The organism is Achromobacter sp. MFA1 R4 (assembly GCF_900156745.1).
Lineage (GTDB): Bacteria > Pseudomonadota > Gammaproteobacteria > Burkholderiales > Burkholderiaceae_B > Achromobacter.
This window is the reverse complement of record NZ_LT707065.1, coordinates 3,636,297-3,652,170: the sequence shown is the minus strand read 5'-3', so window position 1 is coordinate 3,652,170 and position 15,874 is coordinate 3,636,297. Positions and strand designations below refer to the sequence as shown.

Annotated in this window: 15 protein-coding genes; 8 read left to right on the top strand and 7 right to left on the bottom strand. The window is 68.7% G+C overall.

Features of this window, described 5'->3' with window-relative positions; genetic code table 11:
- Positions 1-7: 7 nt before the first annotated feature.
- From BXA00_RS16605 to BXA00_RS16575, 7 genes are read left to right on the top strand one after another with little or no spacing between them, the layout of a single operon-like run.
- Positions 8-1,009, top strand: coding sequence for a twin-arginine translocation pathway signal (locus BXA00_RS16605; protein WP_076519525.1), 1,002 nt, complete (start codon positions 8-10; stop codon positions 1,007-1,009).
- 4 nt (positions 1,010-1,013) lie between these two features.
- Complete coding sequence (locus BXA00_RS16600) at positions 1,014-2,138, top strand: cell division protein FtsQ (RefSeq protein WP_076519524.1); 1,125 nt, start codon at positions 1,014-1,016, stop codon at positions 2,136-2,138.
- 9 nt (positions 2,139-2,147) lie between these two features.
- Positions 2,148-3,728: an MBOAT family protein gene (locus BXA00_RS16595; RefSeq protein WP_076519522.1), complete on the top strand. Its 1,581-nt coding sequence runs from the start codon at positions 2,148-2,150 to the stop codon at positions 3,726-3,728.
- A gap of 26 nt (positions 3,729-3,754) precedes the next feature.
- Complete coding sequence (locus tag BXA00_RS16590; protein WP_076519521.1) at positions 3,755-3,994, top strand: acyl carrier protein; 240 nt, start codon at positions 3,755-3,757, stop codon at positions 3,992-3,994.
- A 25-nt stretch (positions 3,995-4,019) separates the two neighbouring features.
- Positions 4,020-5,492, top strand: coding sequence for an AMP-binding protein (locus tag BXA00_RS16585; protein ID WP_076519520.1), 1,473 nt, complete (start codon positions 4,020-4,022; stop codon positions 5,490-5,492).
- The gene (locus tag BXA00_RS16580) at positions 5,489-6,163 is read left to right on the top strand and encodes an alginate O-acetyltransferase AlgF (protein ID WP_076519519.1); all 675 of its coding nucleotides are present in this window, start codon (positions 5,489-5,491) and stop codon (positions 6,161-6,163) included. The genes BXA00_RS16585 and BXA00_RS16580 overlap by 4 nt, the downstream gene beginning before the upstream one ends.
- A 10-nt stretch (positions 6,164-6,173) precedes the next feature.
- Positions 6,174-7,304 (top strand): acyl-CoA dehydrogenase family protein, encoded by a 1,131-nt coding sequence (locus BXA00_RS16575; RefSeq protein ID WP_076519517.1) that lies wholly within the window; start codon positions 6,174-6,176, stop codon positions 7,302-7,304.
- 16 nt (positions 7,305-7,320) lie between these two features.
- Here the strand turns inward: BXA00_RS16575 and BXA00_RS16570 are convergent, their stop codons facing one another.
- From BXA00_RS16570 to BXA00_RS16550, 5 genes are all read right to left on the bottom strand, one after another.
- Positions 7,321-8,193: a DUF4434 domain-containing protein gene (locus BXA00_RS16570; RefSeq protein ID WP_255376805.1), complete on the bottom strand. Its 873-nt coding sequence runs from the start codon at positions 8,191-8,193 to the stop codon at positions 7,321-7,323.
- Positions 8,194-8,325: 132 nt separating this feature from the next.
- The gene (locus tag BXA00_RS16565; RefSeq protein ID WP_076519513.1) at positions 8,326-8,739 is read right to left on the bottom strand and encodes a YidB family protein; all 414 of its coding nucleotides are present in this window, start codon (positions 8,737-8,739) and stop codon (positions 8,326-8,328) included.
- 116 nt (positions 8,740-8,855) lie between these two features.
- Entirely contained in the window at positions 8,856-10,067 is a 1,212-nt protein-coding gene (locus BXA00_RS16560) for a lytic murein transglycosylase (RefSeq protein WP_076519511.1), read from the bottom strand.
- Complete coding sequence (locus BXA00_RS16555) at positions 10,064-10,780, bottom strand: MOSC domain-containing protein (protein WP_076521976.1); 717 nt, start codon at positions 10,778-10,780, stop codon at positions 10,064-10,066. Before BXA00_RS16555 ends, BXA00_RS16560 begins: the two co-directional genes overlap by 4 nt.
- A gap of 13 nt (positions 10,781-10,793) precedes the next feature.
- Complete coding sequence (locus tag BXA00_RS16550; RefSeq protein ID WP_076521975.1) at positions 10,794-11,618, bottom strand: DUF455 family protein; 825 nt, start codon at positions 11,616-11,618, stop codon at positions 10,794-10,796.
- Between the two features lie 155 nt (positions 11,619-11,773).
- On the opposite strand from BXA00_RS16550, the gene BXA00_RS16545 reads away from it, so the two are divergent.
- The gene (locus BXA00_RS16545; protein ID WP_076519509.1) at positions 11,774-12,904 is read left to right on the top strand and encodes a GNAT family N-acetyltransferase; all 1,131 of its coding nucleotides are present in this window, start codon (positions 11,774-11,776) and stop codon (positions 12,902-12,904) included.
- A gap of 55 nt (positions 12,905-12,959) precedes the next feature.
- On the opposite strand, the gene BXA00_RS16540 is transcribed toward BXA00_RS16545, so the two are convergent.
- Positions 12,960-13,430, bottom strand: a complete 471-nt coding sequence (locus BXA00_RS16540; RefSeq protein ID WP_076519506.1) for a DUF1854 domain-containing protein — start codon at positions 13,428-13,430, stop codon at positions 12,960-12,962.
- Between the two features lie 27 nt (positions 13,431-13,457).
- A complete protein-coding gene (locus tag BXA00_RS16535) occupies positions 13,458-15,743 on the bottom strand; it encodes an ABC transporter ATP-binding protein (RefSeq protein ID WP_076519504.1) in 2,286 nt (761 codons plus the stop codon).
- Positions 15,744-15,874 lie beyond the last annotated feature (131 nt).

Below are 15,874 nucleotides of genomic sequence, written 5' to 3'. Positions count from 1 at the left end.
TCTTCGCATGCACCTCGCAAACCGCCTCCCGAAGCGCGCCCTGCCCGGCCTGGCCCGCGCGCTGGCGTCGGCCGCCCTGATGGCGGCCTGCGCCGCCGCGCAGGCGCAGCAGGCATCGTCCATCGTCATCCAGGGCAAGGACAACTGGCTTTTCCCGGGCTGGGGCAGCCTGACGCAGGTGGACATGCGCGGCATCGACGCGTCCACGCAGCTCGTGCGCGAGACGCGCGACGCGCTGGCGGCCAGGGGCATCCAGCTCGAAGTGCTGGTGCTGCCGGACAAGACGCTGTTCTATCAGGACAAGCTGCCGGACGGCAAGGCGCTCAGCGCCGACGTGAAGAAGCGCTACCAGACCATCCAGGACAAGCTCAGGCAGGCCGGCATTTCCACCATCGACGACGAGGCGGTGCTGCGGCGGGTCAAGAACGGCGGCCAGGACGTCTTCTACCGCACCGACCAGCACTGGACGCAGGCGGCCGCCGACGCCACCGCCGAAGCGATGGCCCAGCGCATCAAACAGGACGTGAAGACGCTGGCCGGCAAGCCCGGCACCGGCATGCCGCTGGGCAGCGTCGTCAACGAACGCCGCTATGGCGATCTGGCCGAGCTCTTTCTCACGCCGGACCAGCGCAAGCAGGCAGGCCGCGAAACCTTCACGGTGCGGCGCCAGGCCGAGGGCCAGAGCCTGCTGGACGACACGCCGGCGCCCGTGCATGTCACCGGCCACAGCATGGTGCAGCCCTACTTCGGCTTTCCGCAGAAGCTGTCCAATGTCCTGGACCGCCCGGTGTCGGTGAACTGGAAGCCCGGCAATGTGGGCCACTGGGTCATGCTGCTGGAGTACCTGGAGTCGCCGGCGTTCAGGCAGAACAAGCCCCAGGTGCTGGTCTGGCAGATGTTCGAGCCCACCTACGCGCAGGGCCCGGACGCCCGCGGGCTGTGGGACAACGCCTCCCTCATGAGCGCCGACGCCTGGCGCGCCCGCATGAAAGCGGCGCTCGGGAAATAAGCGCGTGAAACCGTCGGACAAACCGGACACTGCCGGACGCCCTGACGCGGGCCGCCCTGACGCCGGCCACCGTCTTACCGCCTGCGTCGTCGCCATCCTGCTGGCGGCCGGGCTGGGCTGGGGCGGCTGGCGGCTGGCGCAGGCCCGCCTCTCGGGGGCCGACCTGGCGCCGTCCGCGTGGCTGGACGGCTCGGCGGGCGCGGTGCTGAACCAGGCGCTGGCCTTGCCGCGCCAGGCCGACGTCGACACCTGGAACGCCGCGCTGCGTTATCGGCTCCTGGGCGACCTGGGCGATCAGGTTGCGATGGGTTGCCCGCAATGGCTGTTCTACCGCGACGGCCTGCGGCCGCCGCCCGGCGTGCACGTCCTTGACGAACGCCTGCGCCTGATGCGGCATTGGGTGCGGGAACTGCGCGCCAGGCAGGTCCAGGTGCTGGTCGTCGCGGTGCCCGACAAGTCGCGCATCGAATCCGCCCAGCTTTGCGGCCTGCCGGTGTCGCAACCGATGCGCCAGGTCCTGGACGACTGGCAGGCGGCGCTGCGCGCGGACGGCGTGCCCTTTGTGGACCTGCGCGAGGCGCTGCGGGCGGCGCCCGCCCCCCGGTTTTTCCGCACCGACGTGCACATGAATGCCCAGGGCGCGCAGGCCGCCGCCGCGCGGGTGGCCGAGGCGGCGCTGCCCCTGCTGAGCGGCGCGGGGACGCAGGCGTTCAAGACCGATCCGGCGCCCGCGCCGCAGCCGCGCATGGGAGACCTGATCGTGCTGGCGGGCCTGGAGCGCGCGCCGCCCGGCTGGCGGCCCGACCTGGAGCAGGTGTCGGAAGCGAAGATCGAGCCGGTGCGCGGCGGCGGCCTGCTGGACGAGCCGGCGCCGGTGGACGTGCTGCTGGCGGGCACCTCGAACGGCCGCCGCAGCCAGTTCGCCGAACGCCTGGGCATGGGGCTGGGCCGCGAGGTGTGGAACATGAGCCTGGACGGCGGACAGTTCTCGGGCTCGCTGACGATGGCGCTGAACCAGCGTGCGCAGTGGCCCGCCAGCCTGAAGCTCGTGATCTGGGAGTTCTCGGAAAACGCCCTGTCGCTGCCGCTGACCGCGGACGAACTCGCCCTGCTGGCCCGCATCCCGTAGCGAACCGACATGCTATTCAATTCCTACCTGTTCCTGTTCATCTTCCTGCCCGTCACGCTGGCGGCGTACTACGCGCTGGGGCCGCTGAACGTGCGGCTGGCGGCGTTGTGGCTGTGCCTGACCTCGCTGGTCTTCTACGGCTGGTGGAATCCGCAGTTCGTCGTGCTGCTGGCCGGTTCCATCGCCTTCAATTACATCGTCAGCCAATTGATATTGCACTACGCCGGGCGGCCCCGGCTGCAAGGGCTGATCGTGGGCCTGGGCGTGGGCGCCGACCTGGCGCTGCTGTTTCACTACAAGTATTTCGCGACGCTGCTGAATTTCCTGAACGACCTGGGCATGACGGCATCGACGGCGGACGACATCATCCTGCCGCTGGGCATTTCGTTCTTCACGTTCACGCAGATCGGCTACCTGCTGGACTGCAAGGCGGGCGTGGTGAAGGAACGCAGCCTGCTGAGCTACGTGCTCTTCGTGACCTTCTTTCCGCACCTGATCGCCGGCCCCATCCTGCACCACAAAGAGATGATGCCGCAGTTCGCGCAGCCGGAGAATTACCGGTTCCGGGCCGAGAACCTGTCGGTGGGTGCGATGCTGTTCGTGATCGGACTGGCCAAGAAGGTGCTGCTGGCCGACGGCATCGCGCCGTATGCGGATGCCGGGTTCGCCGCGCCGGGCGAGCTGCAGTTCTTCGGCGCGTGGGGCGCCAGCCTCTGCTATGCGCTGCAGCTCTATTTCGATTTCTCGGGCTATTCGGACATGGCGCTGGGCCTGGCCAAGATGTTCGGCATCCGCTTCCCGCTGAACTTCAATTCGCCCTACAAGGCCGGCAACATCATCGAATTCTGGGCACGCTGGCACATGACGCTGACGCGCTACATCACCGCCTATCTGTACTACCCGGTAGCGGTGGCCGTGAACAAGTGGCGCACGAACCGCAACCTGCCGGTGGGCTCGGCGGGCCTGAAGACGCCGGGCGGTTTTGCGGGCAGCATCGCGTTGCCCACGCTCTTCACGATGACGCTGGCGGGCGTGTGGCACGGAGCGGGCTTCCAGTTTGTCGTGTTCGGCCTGCTGCACGCGATGTACCTGTCGGTGAACCATGCGTGGCGCATCTTCGTGGTGGGCCGCAAGCCCGCGGCGGCGCGCAACACCCATCCGGCCACGCGCGCGCTCTGCGTGCTGGTGACCTTTGTCGCGGTGCTGGTCGCGCAGGCGTTCTTCCGCGCCCACGGGGTGGGCGATGCGGTGCTGCTGCTGCAGGGCATGGCGGGCGCGCGCGGCATGGAAGCGCTGGACCTGTCCACGCATGTCTCGGGCCTGGCGGCGGGCGATGCGTGGCGCCTCGTCGCCGGCCATCACCTGCAGTTCATCTACGCCGCCGTGCTGCTGGGCATCGCGTGGTTCACGCCCAATTCGCACCAGATCCTGGGCCGCTGGTCGCCCGCCCTTTTCAAGCCGCACGAGGCCCCGCAGGCCTTCATGCGCTGGCGCCCCAACCTCGCCTGGATGGCGGTCATGCTGGCGCTGCTGGTTTTCTGCCTGGTCAACCTGCACAAGGAAACCCGGTTCCTTTACTTCCAATTCTGACCGCACACACGGTCGCGGAGCATTCCATGGACATCAACGCTATCGAAGCCAAAGTGGCGCAACTCGTCGAAGGCATCATCCTCACCCAGGTCGACCCCGACACGCTGCTGATCGAATCGGGCCTGGTCGACTCGCTGGCCGCCGTCGACGTGGCGCTCGCCGTGGAGCGTGAGTTCGGCTGCAAGATTCCGCCCACCGAGATCGACGTGCACCTGGAATCGGTGCACACGCTGGCCGCCTTCATCGCGCAGCACAGCCGCGCCTAGCGCGCGCCGAGCGGAGGGCCGGACCATGCGTTTCGATTTCAATGCCTGCGAATTCGTGGATACGCAGGGCGGCGCGGACGCCATCGCCGTGGTGGACGCGCGCGGCGCGACCTCGTGGGGCGCGCTGCGCGCGGCCACCGAAGCGTGGGAAAAGGCCGCGCGCGACGCCGGCGCGCGGTCCGACGTCCCGCTGGTGATCTCCGGCCACAAGGAGACCGCCTTCCTGGTGGCCATGCTGGGCTGCCTGCGCCTGGGCTTGCCCTTCGTGCCGGTGGACGTGATCAACCCGCCCGAGCGCATCGCGCGCATCGGCGAGCTGGTCCGCGCCGGCCTGCGCTACGACGCGCAGGCGCAGTCTTTCAGTCCCGCGGGCGACGCGTCCCCGTTGGCCGAAGCCGGCCTGGCCTACATCATGTTCACGTCCGGCAGCACGGGCGATCCGAAGGGCGTGCAGATCGGCCGCGAGAGCGTGGCGCTCTTTGCCGGGTGGATACGCGATTGCCTTGCGCTGGGCCCCGCGCCGGTGTTCATGGACCAGATGCTGTTCAGCTTCGATTTCTCGCTGTTCAACTGGGTCGGCGCGCTGACGCTGGGCGGCGCCTGCGTGCTGTGCCCGCGCGAGACCATCGCGCAGCGGGACCGCTTCGTGCAGTACCTGGCGGGCACGCGCATCGGCGTCTGGGCGTCCACGCCCTCGTTCGTGCGGCAGCAGCTCTTCAATCCCGATTTCGACCACGTCCACCTGCCGGACCTGCGCGTGTTCGTCTTCGGCGCGGAGTCGCTCACGCCGGCCCTGGCCGAGGAAATCTGGCAGCGCTTTCCGCAGGTCCGCATCGTCAATTCCTATGGCCCGACCGAGGCCACTTGCTCCACGACCTGGGTCGAGATCGACCCGGCGCTGCGCGCGGCGGCGCCGAATCCTTTTCCGATCGGCCGCGCCAAGCCCTATGCCGACGTGTTCATCGAGCACGGCGAAATCTGCATCGCGGGCGACCATGTCATGCGGGGCTATCTGAACCGTCCCGACCTGAACGCGACGCGCATGTTCACGCGCGACGGCAAGCGCGGCTACCGCAGCGGCGACCTGGGCGAGATGGACGCGCAGGGACGGGTCACCTTCTGCGGACGCATCGATGACCAGATCAAGCTGCACGGCTACCGTATCGAGCTGGCCGAGATCGATGCCGCCCTTGCCGCCCTGCCCGGCGCGCGGGCCGGCGCGACGGTGGCGCTGCGCCGGCCCGACGGGGCCATCGTCCGGCTGATCGGGTTCGTGGAACCGGCCGCGAGCGGTCCGGCAGGCCTGCAGCCGCTGCCCGCGCACCTCGCCGACTGGAAAGACACGCTGGCCCGACGCCTGCCACCCTACATGATTCCTTCCGAGCTGCTGGCCTGCCAGCGCTTTCCCACCACCAGCACGGACAAGGCGGACCGCAAGCAGCTTGAACGCCTGTACCTCGAAGCGCGCCTCAGCAAGAAACCGGAGCAGCAAGCATGACACGCACGACCCATCGCCTCGCCCTCGCCATCGCCCTGGCGGCCGCCTGCGCCAGCGCCGCCGCCGAAGGCGTGCTGGCGCAACTCTATGCCGCGCGCCCGCCCGCCGGCTCGTCCTTCGTGCGTGTGGTCAATCCCCACGTGCATCCGCTGCAGGCGCAGGTGGCGCAGGGTCCGGTCCAGGAGATCGGCCCCGACAGGCAGGCCACCACCTACGCCATCGTGAAGGGCAACCAGCCCTTCGACGTGCGCATCGACGGCAAGCTCGCGGGCACGCTGCAGGTCGCGCCCGACACGTTCAGCACACTGGTTCCGCGGCGCGACGGCGGCAGGCTGTCGTTCAGCGTCATCGACGACAGCGCCGGCGCGATGGATGCGCTGAAGGCGGAACTGCGCTTCTACAACCTCGCGGCGGACTGCGCCGCCGGACAATTGGCGGTCAGCCCGCCGGGCCCCGTCCTGTTCAAGGACGTCGATCCTGGCAGTTCCGCCGCGCGCGCCATCAACCCGGTCAGCGCCACGCTGGTCGCCGGCTGCGGCGCGGCCGTGTCGCCAGCCCTTGCCCTGCCCGCCCTGCAGCCGGGCGACCACTACAGCCTGTTCCTCACGGGCACGCCGCAGGCGCCCGTCCTGAAAGGCCAGGCCAGCGGCACGGACCCCTACAAGAAATAGGAAGACTCTCATGCGCCGCGTATTCCGGGACGACCACGAACTTTTCCGCGACCAGGTCAAGCGCTTCATCGCCAGCGAAATCGCTCCCCACTACGCCGAGTGGGAGCAGGCCGGCGTGACGCCGCGCGCGTTGTGGCGGCGGGCGGGCGAAGAAGGACTGCTCAATTGCGCGCTGCCGGATCCCTATGGGCCGGGCGGCGACTTCGGGCACGCCGCCGTGGTGATCGAGGAACTGGCCCGCGCGAACTTCCTGGGCATCGGCTTTTCGATCCATTCCGACATGGTCGCGCCCTACCTGCTGAACGTCGGCACCGACGCGCAGAAGGCCCGCTGGCTGCCGGCCATGACGCGCGGCGAGACGATCGGCGCGATCGCGCTGACCGAGCCGGACGCTGGCAGCGATCTGAAGGCCATCCGGACGCGCGCGCGGCGCGACGGCGACCACTACGTGCTCAGCGGGCAGAAGACCTTCATCACCAATGGCGTCAACGCCGGACTGGCCATCGTGCTGGCCAGCACCGATCCCGACCTGGGCGCCCGCGGGCTGTCGCTCTTTTGCGTGGAGGAAGGCCTGCCCGGCTACACGAAGGGCGCGCCGCTGCACAAGATTGGCCAGCACAGCCAGGACACCTGCGAGCTGTTCTTCAATGAGGCGCGCGTGCCGGCCGATTGCCTGCTGGGCCCGCCCAATGCCGCGTTCGAGATCATGACGCGCGAACTGGCGCGCGAGCGCCTGGCGATCGCGCTGCGCGCGGCGGCCTCACAGGAAGGCATGCTGGAACAGGCCGCGCAATACACCCGCGACCGCAAGGTGTTCGGACGCCGCGTGATCGACTATCAGAACACGCGGTTCAAGCTGGCCAACGCAAGGGCCCAGAGCGCCATGCTGCGCGTCTTCCTGGACGACTGCCTCGCGCGCATGCTGGACGGCGAGCTGGACGCCACGACGGCCGCGATCGCCAAGCTCAATGCCACCGAGATGCAGGGCCGCATCCTGGATGACCTGCTCCAGCTCTATGGCGGCTATGGCTACATGGCCGAGGTCGGCATCGGCCGCGCGTGGGCCGACGCGCGCGCGCTGCGCATCTTCGGCGGCACCAACGAGGTCATGCTGGAGATCATCGGCCGCAGCTTCCATTGACGCTGCGCAGCCGGCTTCAGATCCGCGCGTCCATCCAGGCCCGCATCAGCGCGCGCGCCTCGGGCGTGTCGTCGATGACCCAGGGGTCCAGCGCGAAAGCCACGATGCGCTTGGCGCCATAGCCCCGGGCCACTTCCCATTGCTCGCGCACGCGTTCGAAGTCGGCCGAGCGCGCCTTGAAGGTCGAGCCATCGGTGGCGCCGGAGGGCAGTTCCTCGAACAGTTCCAGGATGAGGTCGAACGAGGCGTGGCGGGCCCGCAGCATGTCGTGCAGCGGCGCCAGCGCGCGCAGGTTGGCCGGGCCCGCCACGCCCACGCCGTCCTGGATCATGGGATGGATGGCCACGCGATCCAGGATGCGGCTCCACAGCGTCGCCAGCGATCCCTCGCCCGGCAACCGGCTGTGATACGTGGAAATGCAGGGGACCCCGCGGCTGGTGGCCTGGGCCGCGCGCGACAGCGCGTCCAGCCACGGCACCAGCAGCGCCTGGCGTTCGGCGGCCGCCCAGTTGTACTGCTCCAGCTCATACGGCAGATACCATCCGCGGAACGCGCGGCGCTCGTTCCAGCCGGATTGCTGCATGTAGGCGATGCCGCGCGCGCGCGTCTGATCCAGGTAGGCGGCCAGCGACGTCGTGTCCGCGCGGGCCAGCACGTCCCACCAGCGCTGGTCGTAGGGCAGGCCCACGTGGATGCCCAGCCCCTGGCGCGCGGCTTCGTCGAACAGGGTGTCCAGCAGCGTCCCGGGCGCCATCCAGTCGTCCGGGCGCCCGCCTTCCAGCCCGGTCCATTGCAGAAAGATCTCGCGGCAGCCCAGCCGCCGGAAGCTGCGCAGACGCAGCCGCCAATCGTCGGGCGTCAGGTCCGCGTGGCTGCGCCAGAGCTGCAGAAAGGTGGCGTTCAGGGACAGCGGCGGCGAGCAGGCGGCCAGCGGCGCCAGCGCGCCCAGGGCCAGCGCCTGGAACAGGCGCCGGCGCAGGCGGGACTTGATCTGCGGATGTACCAGGAGACTGCCCTGCCCTTATCCGCGATTGCCGAACAGGCCCGACAGCGAGCCGAGCAGGTCCGCCGGATTGAATTGCTGGCCGGGCTGCACCGCACCTTCCGGCGTGGCCTTGTCGACCAGTTGCGGCAGCAGGGCCGACAGCGAATCCAGCACGGAAGTGGTGTCCTGCCCGGTCTTGGCGGCCAGTTCGTCCACGACGCCGGGTTCCAGCACCGCGCCGAGCTGGCTGGGGCTGACGGGCAGATTCTGGCCGGTTCCCACCCAGGAGGCCACGATCTCGCCCAGCCCGCCCTTCTGGAAGCTGGCGATCAGGCCGGTCAGCCCGCCGGGATATTTGTTCAGTTGCTCAATCAATGCAGGCAACAGCGAGGCCGATCCGCCCTGCTGACCGCCGCCGGCCATCGAGGCCAAAGTGTCCAATAGGCTCATTGCCGCGCTCCTGGAAAAGTCGGAAAACCAGTATAGGCCGACGAAAAGCGTCGCGCGCGCCGGTGCGCCCGCTGCCGGGCTCGACTTTGCAAAAGTTGTAAATCAGGCCGGGCGGCTCATCCTTTCGGCGGGGGCGTCGATGCTCTCAGCGCCTTCAGCGCCTTCTGGCCCGCGCGCCCGTCGGCCGGCAAGCCCAATTCGCGCTGCGCGGCCTGCAGGGCCTGGCGCGTTCGGGCGCCGACCATGCCATCGGGCTCGCCCACGTCATAGCCGCGGGCGATCAGCAGGCGCTGCAGTTCGCGCCGTTCGGCGCGCGACAGGCCCGGGTCGTCCGTAGGCCAGGCCTGGACGAACGGACCGCCGCCGCGCAAGCGGTCGGACAGATGCGCGATGGCCAGCGCATAGCTTTCGGCGGCGTTGTAGGAATACAGGGCGTCGAAATTGCGCGTGACCAGGAACGCCGGGCCGCCGCGGCCCGCGGGCAGCAGCAGGCCGGCCGGCGTGTCGCCGCCCGGCAAGGGCTGGCCGTCGGCGCGGGTCACGCCCTGTTTTACCCAGGACGACATCGGACGCTTGTTCTTGCGGCCCGCGCCGGCAGTGTCCAGCCCGGCGGGCAGCCTGACCTCGTAGCCCCAGGCCAGCGCCGGATTCCAGCCCGCGCGCTTCAGGAAGTTGGCGGTGGACGCCAGCGCGTCGGGCACGCTGTCGACCAGGTCTCGGCGGCCGTCGCCATCGAAGTCCACCGCCAGCCGCAGATAGGTGGACGGCATGAACTGCGTCTGGCCGAACGCGCCCGCCCAGGAGCCGACAAGGCGGTCGGGCGCGATGTGCTCGTCCTGGATGATCTTGAGCGTGGCGAAGAATTCGCCCCGGAAATACGCCTGGCGCCGGCCGAAGCACGACAGCGTGGACAGGGACGTCAGGAGCGGCCGGCCGCCCAAGGTGCGGCCGAAGTTGCTTTCCACGCCCCACACCGCGGCGATGGTGGCCGGATCCACGCCATAGCGCAGCGATGCGCGCTCCAGCTCGGCCTGCCAGCGCGCCATGCCGGCCTGCCCGTCGGCCACGCGCTCGTCGTCCACCAGGCCCGCCATGTAGTCCCAGATGGGCGTCTTGAATTCGGGCTGCGCGTCCAGCAGGTCGATCACCGCCATGTCGGGCGCGAGCCCGGCGGTATGCGTGTCGAAGGTCGCGGCCGCGACGCCGGCCTTCAAGGCGGGCCCGCGCAACTGCGACAGGCACGCGGCAAATGGGTCGGCGGCCAGCGCCGCGGACGCCGGCAGGACCAGCGCGGCGCTGGCCAGCGCGCGGATCAACAGGGAGGTCATGCTTGGGATTCCTTGGGAGATGCGATCGCGGCGTCGCCTTGCAGGCGCCGCGTCCAGTCTTCGACTTCGCCGGCGTGCGCGCGCTTTTCAAACAGCGTGCGCCAGTTGGGCGACAGTTCGGGCAGCGCCGCCAGCGCGCGCAGCACATCCGGATCGAGCACGCGGCGGTTCAGGATGTCCTGCACGCGCGCCAGCGTCCATTGCGGATGCGGCCGCTCCTGCAGCGACAGCGTGTCGCCGGGCGCGAGCCAGCCGGCCTGCAGCACGCGGTAGTACCAGCCGGTCATGCCGCCGGCCTGCACCTGCGCCGCCATGCCCTTGTGCTGGAACCGGTGATCCAGCTTCCAGCACGGCTGGCGCGCCTGCGACACTTGGATCAGCGCGGCGCCCGCGCGGTAGATGTCGCCCACGCACACGTCGCGTTCCGTCATGCCGGTCGTCGACAGGTTCTCGCCGAAGGCCCCGGGCGCGCGCAGCACCGCGCGGTCGCCCAGCGCCGCAAGCCAGGCCGGATAGTGCTCGCGCGCGTAATGATGCAGCGCCTTTTCCGGGCCGCCGTGAAAGCGCCGGTCGGCCTGCGCGTCCCCGTCCAGCCCTTCGGGCCCCAGCCACCGCCGCTCGGCCACGGGATGTTTGTCGATGCCGCTGTCGCGCCCCGAATCGCCCAGCGGGCGGACCGTGCCCGTCAGCAGCGCGTCGATCGTGATGTCCATCTGGATGCCTTCCTCAGCCGGCTTGCAGCGCGGCAAGCTCGTCGTCGTCGAAGCCGGCGGCGCGCCGCGCCTCCAGGTTGAAGGGGCCGCGCAGACGCGGCGCGTCATATTGTCTGGCCAGTTCGGCATAGCAGGCCACCGGTTCCTTGCCCGCCAGCGCGCACTGCTGCTTGTACCAGTGGTTGCCGATGGCGACGTGGCCGATTTCGTCGCGCAGGATGATGTCGACGATGGCCGCGCTTTGCGCGTCGCCCGCGCCGGCCAGCTTGTTGCGGATCATGGGCGAGGCGTCCAGTCCGCGCGCCTCCAGCGTGCGCGGCACCAGCGCCAGCCGGGCGAGCAGGTCGTCGCGGGTTCTCTCGGCCATTTCCCACAGCCCGTTGTGCGCGGGAAAATCGCCGTAGGCATAGCCCAGGGCGTCCAGGCGCTGGCGCAGCAGGTCGAAGTGCAGCGCCTCTTCGCGCGCAACGCGCAGCCAGTCCCGGTAGAAAGCCTCGGGCATGCCGGCAAAGCGCCACATGATGTCGAGCGCGAGGTTCACCGCGTTGAACTCGATGTGGGCCAGGGCGTGCAGCAGCGCCGCCCTGCCCTCCTGCGTGGCCATGGAGCGCTGGCTGACCTCGGCGGGCGCGACCAGCGCAGGCCGCGCCGGACGGCCGGGCAATCCGGCAACAGGCGCGAAGACCCGCTCGCAATCCAGCCTGGCGTCGTCCGCAATGGCGCGCACCCGCGCCAGCTTGTCGGGCCATGCCGTGGCGGCCAGCGCCGCCAGCGCCTGCGCACGCATGCCGAGCGCCTCGTCCCCCTGTGCCATCGGGGCTGTCCTGCTGGTGTTCATGTTGCCGTCGTCCCGGGCCGCGCGCGGCCGCTTCGAATCCTGCTTGTATTCCTGCATCAAATACTGCTTCAAATCCTGCTTCAAAGCCCGCTTCAAATCCCTTCCAGCGCCATGGTCCGGACACCAGGCGCACCCGAAGACTTTATCATTCGCGGATGGATTCCCTGCGCCTGACCCTAGAAACCGATCTGTCCCGCATCGACGCCCGGCAATGGGACGCGCTCGCGGGCGACCAGCCCTTTCTGCGCCACGCCTTCCTGCTCGCCCTGCACGAGACGGGCTGCGCTTCGCCGCGCACCGGCTGGGCGCCCCACTTTCTGGCGCTGTGGCGCGGCGATGCGCTCGCGGCCGCGGCGCCCCTGTACCTGAAATCGCACTCGCGCGGCGAATACGTCTTTGATTATGCGTGGGCCGACGCCTTCCAGCGGCACGGCATGCGCTACTACCCCAAGCTGCTGTCGGCCATCCCGTTCACGCCGGTCACGGGCCCCCGGCTGCTGGCGGCCAACGACGAAGACCGCGACGCCCTGGTGCGCGGGCTGGTGGCGTTTGCGCAAGAGATCAACGTGTCGTCCCTGCATCTGCTTTTTCCCGACGACGCGGACGTGCGCGTGCTGCGGGAGGCTGGCTTCATGATCCGCGAGAGCGTGCAGTTCCACTGGACCAACGCCGGCTACGCGGATTTCGACGCATTCCTGGCCGCCATGAGCCACGACAAGCGCAAGAAGATCCGCCAGGACCGCAAGAAGGTCGCCGCGGCCGGCCTTGCGTTCCGCTGGCTGCGCGGCGGCGAGATCGGCGCGCAGGAGCTGGCGTTCTTCTACGACTGTTATTGCCGCACCTACTTCGACCACGGCAACCCGCCCTACCTGAGCCGCGCGTTCTTCGAGCGCGCGCACCGCGACCAGCCCGAGGCCTTCGTGCTGATCCTGGCCGAACGCGATGGCGAGCCGGTGGCGGCCGCGCTCAACCTGGCCGGCGGCGATGCGCTATATGGCCGCTATTGGGGCGCGACGGAGTATGTGCCGGGCCTGCATTTCGAGACCTGCTACATGCAGGCCATCGCCTATTGCATCGCGCACGGCATCGCGCGCTTTGAGGGCGGCGCGCAGGGCGAGCACAAGATGGCGCGCGGCCTGCTGCCCACGCCGACGTGGTCGGCGCATTGGGTGGCCCACCCCGGATTCGCCGAAGCGATCCAGAATTTCCTGGACGAGGAAACCGCCGCCGTGACGGACTACCTGGGCGAACTGGAATCGCATACGCCGTTCAAGGGCGCTTCGTAGGTGTCTGCGGCACTGGGTGTCTGACACCGCAGACGCCGCAGCCGCCGCAACCGCTTCAGAGGAAGCGGTCCAGCAGCTTGCGGCTGTGCTTGTCCAGCGCCTGGATGTCGCGCACCAGATAGAAGATGCCGTGATTGTCGGCGATGAGCAAGGTCTGCGCCGACAGGCGGCGGATGTCTTCTTCGCCGCGCAGCGTGAATGACGTCGGGCCGCGGTCGGTCTCGACCTTCCAGACGCTGGGCGTGGCGTAGGTCGAGACGCTGGACAGCTTGCGGATCTCGGGCATGAATTCGCGGCTCGCGAGTTCTTCTTCGATCAGGGCGCGCGGTTCGGCCGGCACGTCGGACAGGTGTTCGATCCAGAGCAGCTCGTGCCCGTCGCTGGTCACCAGCGACAGGCCGCGGCCCGCTTCGCTGATGGGAAAGGCGCGCACCGGAATGACGCCTTCGTGCGATTCGCCGTCGGCGGACTGGAATTCCAGGCGCCCGAAGGCATTGCGGCGCAATTGAAAGAACGGCAAGGTCATGATGGGTTCCGTCTGGGCGTCCGGGCGTCAGGCCACCGCGGCCATGTCTTCGCTGCCCGACGCCTGCGCGTCGGCTTCGGCCTGGCGCGCCTGCGCCTGGTACAGGCGATAGTAGGCGCCCTCGCGGGCCATCAATGCTTCGTGCGGCCCCTGCTCGACGATCTGGCCGCGATCCAGGACCACCAGCCGGTCGGCCTTGCGCAGGGTGCTCAGTCGATGCGCGATGGCAATCGTGGTGCGGCCGCGCACCAGGTTGTCCAGGGCCTTCTGGATTTCCTTTTCGGTCGTGGTGTCCACCGACGACGTCGCTTCGTCCAGGATCAGGATGCGCGGGTCGATCAGCAGCGCGCGCGCGATCGAGATGCGCTGGCGCTCGCCGCCGGACAAGGCCTGGCCGCGCTCGCCCACCAGCGAGTCATAGCCATGCGGCAGGCGCAGGATGAACTCGTGCGCATGCGCGGCGCGGGCCGCGGCCACGATCTCGTCGCGCGTCGCGTCGGGCCGGCCGTAGGCGATGTTCTCGGCGATGGTGCCGAAAAACAGAAACGGCTCCTGCAGCACCAGGCCGATGTTTTGCCGGTAGTCCGCCACCCGCACCGAACGGATGTCGGCGCCATCGACCAGGACCGCGCCTTCGGACACATCGTAGAACCGGCAGATCAGGTTGATCAGCGTGCTCTTGCCGGATCCGCTGTGCCCCACCAGGCCGATCATCTCGCCGGGCGCGATGGTCAGGTTCAGGCCACGGATGACCTGGCGGTTGCCATAGCGGAACCCCACGTCGCGCAGTTCGATGCGGCCATTGATGTGCGGCAGCTTGGCCGGATTCAACGGTTCGGGCACGCTGGACACGTGGTCCAGGATGTCGAAGATGCGCTTGGCGCCCGCCGCGGCCTTCTGCGTGACCGACACGATGCGGCTCATGGAATCCAGGCGCATGTAGAAGCGGCCGATATACGCCAGGAACGCCGCCAGCACACCCACCGTGATCTGCCGCTGCGACACCTGCCAGATACCGAAGATCCACACCACCAGCAGGCCCACCTCGGTCAGCAAGGTGACGGTCGGCGAGAACAGCGACCAGGTGGTGTTGACGCGGTCGTTGACTTCCAGGTTGCGGTTGTTGGCTTCGCGGAACCGCGCGACCTCGCGCTTTTCCTGGGCGAACGCCTTGACCACGCGGATGCCGGGAATGGTGTCGGCCAGCACGTTGGTGATCTCGGACCAGATGCGGTCGACCTTTTCGAAGCCATGCCGCAGGCGGTCGCGCACCGCATGGATCATCCAGATGATGAAGGGCAGCGGCACCAGCGTGACCAGCGCAAGCCAGGGATTGATGCTGATCAGGATGACCGCCGTCATGGCGATCATGAGGATGTCGGTGGCGAAGTCCAGCAGGTGCAGCGACAGGAACACACAGATGCGGTCGGTTTCGCTGCCGATGCGCGAAATCAGGTCGCCGGTGCGCTTGCCGCCGAAATACTCAAGCGAGAGTTGCTGCAGGTGCGCATAGGTGGTCGTGCGCAGATCGGCGCCGATGCGTTCGCTGACCCAGGCCAGGATGTAGGTCCGCGCCCAGCCCAACCCCCACGCCAGGATGGCCGACCCCAGCAGGCCGCCCAGATACAGCCGAACCAGGCCGTAATCGATGGGCGCGCCGTTCTGGAACGGAATCAGCACATCGTCCATCAACGGCATCGTCAGGTACGGCGGCACCAGGGTGGCGGCGGTGCCCAGCAGCGTCAACAGAAAGCCGGCGAACAGCGGGCCGCGGTAGGGCCGCGCAAACCGCCACAGCCGCAGCAGCGCCCAGGTGGTCGACGGCGCGGCCTGTTCCTGGTTGCATGTCGGGCATTCTTCCTCGCCCGCCGGGATGACGTTATTGCAGATGGTGCAGGTGCGTTCCGACAGCTCTTCGGGCGGTTTGCCGGAAAGCCGGATGGACTGCTGCGTTTCGAACTGGGCCAGCAGGCGCAGCGCGGCCGGGTTGCACGCCAACGTAAAACGCCAGGCGGCAAGGCGCCCGGCGTCGTCGTGCAGCTCCAGCACGGCGGCGCCGGCATGGTCGCTGAGGGATAGCTTTAATTGGGGGCCATATGGCCAGGATTCCCAACCGGAATTGTCGGGAAGGCGCGCGATCAGCCGTTTATCGGTCACGGCGACCAGGCCGGGATGGAATTTCAGCCGCTGATCGAGGTCTATCTCGACCCAGGCCAGTAGGGTTTCGTCATCCGCCAGTTCGGTGCGGATCTCATCCCGCCAGCGGGCAGGAAATGCGTCGGCAAGGCCGGAAAGCAGGTTTGGTTTTTTCATTGGAACGCATACCGGGCCAGGACTCTGCCCTACTAGGCGGCAACCGGTTCGACGCCAGTGGCGGCAAACGTGTCCCTTCCTTACAACACAACGAGTTCACGCCTTGAAGGCGTCGTATAGTAGCAGCCGAT

Coding starts and splice junctions, on each gene's coding strand:
- BXA00_RS16605 (WP_076519525.1), top strand. CDS start 8: ATGCACCTCGCAAACCGCCTCCCGAAGCGCGCCCTGCCCGGCCTGGCC.
- BXA00_RS16595 (WP_076519522.1), top strand. CDS start 2,148: ATGCTATTCAATTCCTACCTGTTCCTGTTCATCTTCCTGCCCGTCACG.
- BXA00_RS16590 (WP_076519521.1), top strand. CDS start 3,755: ATGGACATCAACGCTATCGAAGCCAAAGTGGCGCAACTCGTCGAAGGC.
- BXA00_RS16585 (WP_076519520.1), top strand. CDS start 4,020: ATGCGTTTCGATTTCAATGCCTGCGAATTCGTGGATACGCAGGGCGGC.
- BXA00_RS16580 (WP_076519519.1), top strand. CDS start 5,489: ATGACACGCACGACCCATCGCCTCGCCCTCGCCATCGCCCTGGCGGCC.
- BXA00_RS16575 (WP_076519517.1), top strand. CDS start 6,174: ATGCGCCGCGTATTCCGGGACGACCACGAACTTTTCCGCGACCAGGTC.
- BXA00_RS16565 (WP_076519513.1), bottom strand. CDS start 8,739: ATGAGCCTATTGGACACTTTGGCCTCGATGGCCGGCGGCGGTCAGCAG.
- BXA00_RS16560 (WP_076519511.1), bottom strand. CDS start 10,067: ATGACCTCCCTGTTGATCCGCGCGCTGGCCAGCGCCGCGCTGGTCCTG.
- BXA00_RS16555 (WP_076521976.1), bottom strand. CDS start 10,780: ATGGACATCACGATCGACGCGCTGCTGACGGGCACGGTCCGCCCGCTG.
- BXA00_RS16550 (WP_076521975.1), bottom strand. CDS start 11,618: ATGAACACCAGCAGGACAGCCCCGATGGCACAGGGGGACGAGGCGCTC.
- BXA00_RS16545 (WP_076519509.1), top strand. CDS start 11,774: ATGGATTCCCTGCGCCTGACCCTAGAAACCGATCTGTCCCGCATCGAC.
- BXA00_RS16540 (WP_076519506.1), bottom strand. CDS start 13,430: ATGACCTTGCCGTTCTTTCAATTGCGCCGCAATGCCTTCGGGCGCCTG.
- BXA00_RS16535 (WP_076519504.1), bottom strand. CDS start 15,743: ATGAAAAAACCAAACCTGCTTTCCGGCCTTGCCGACGCATTTCCTGCC.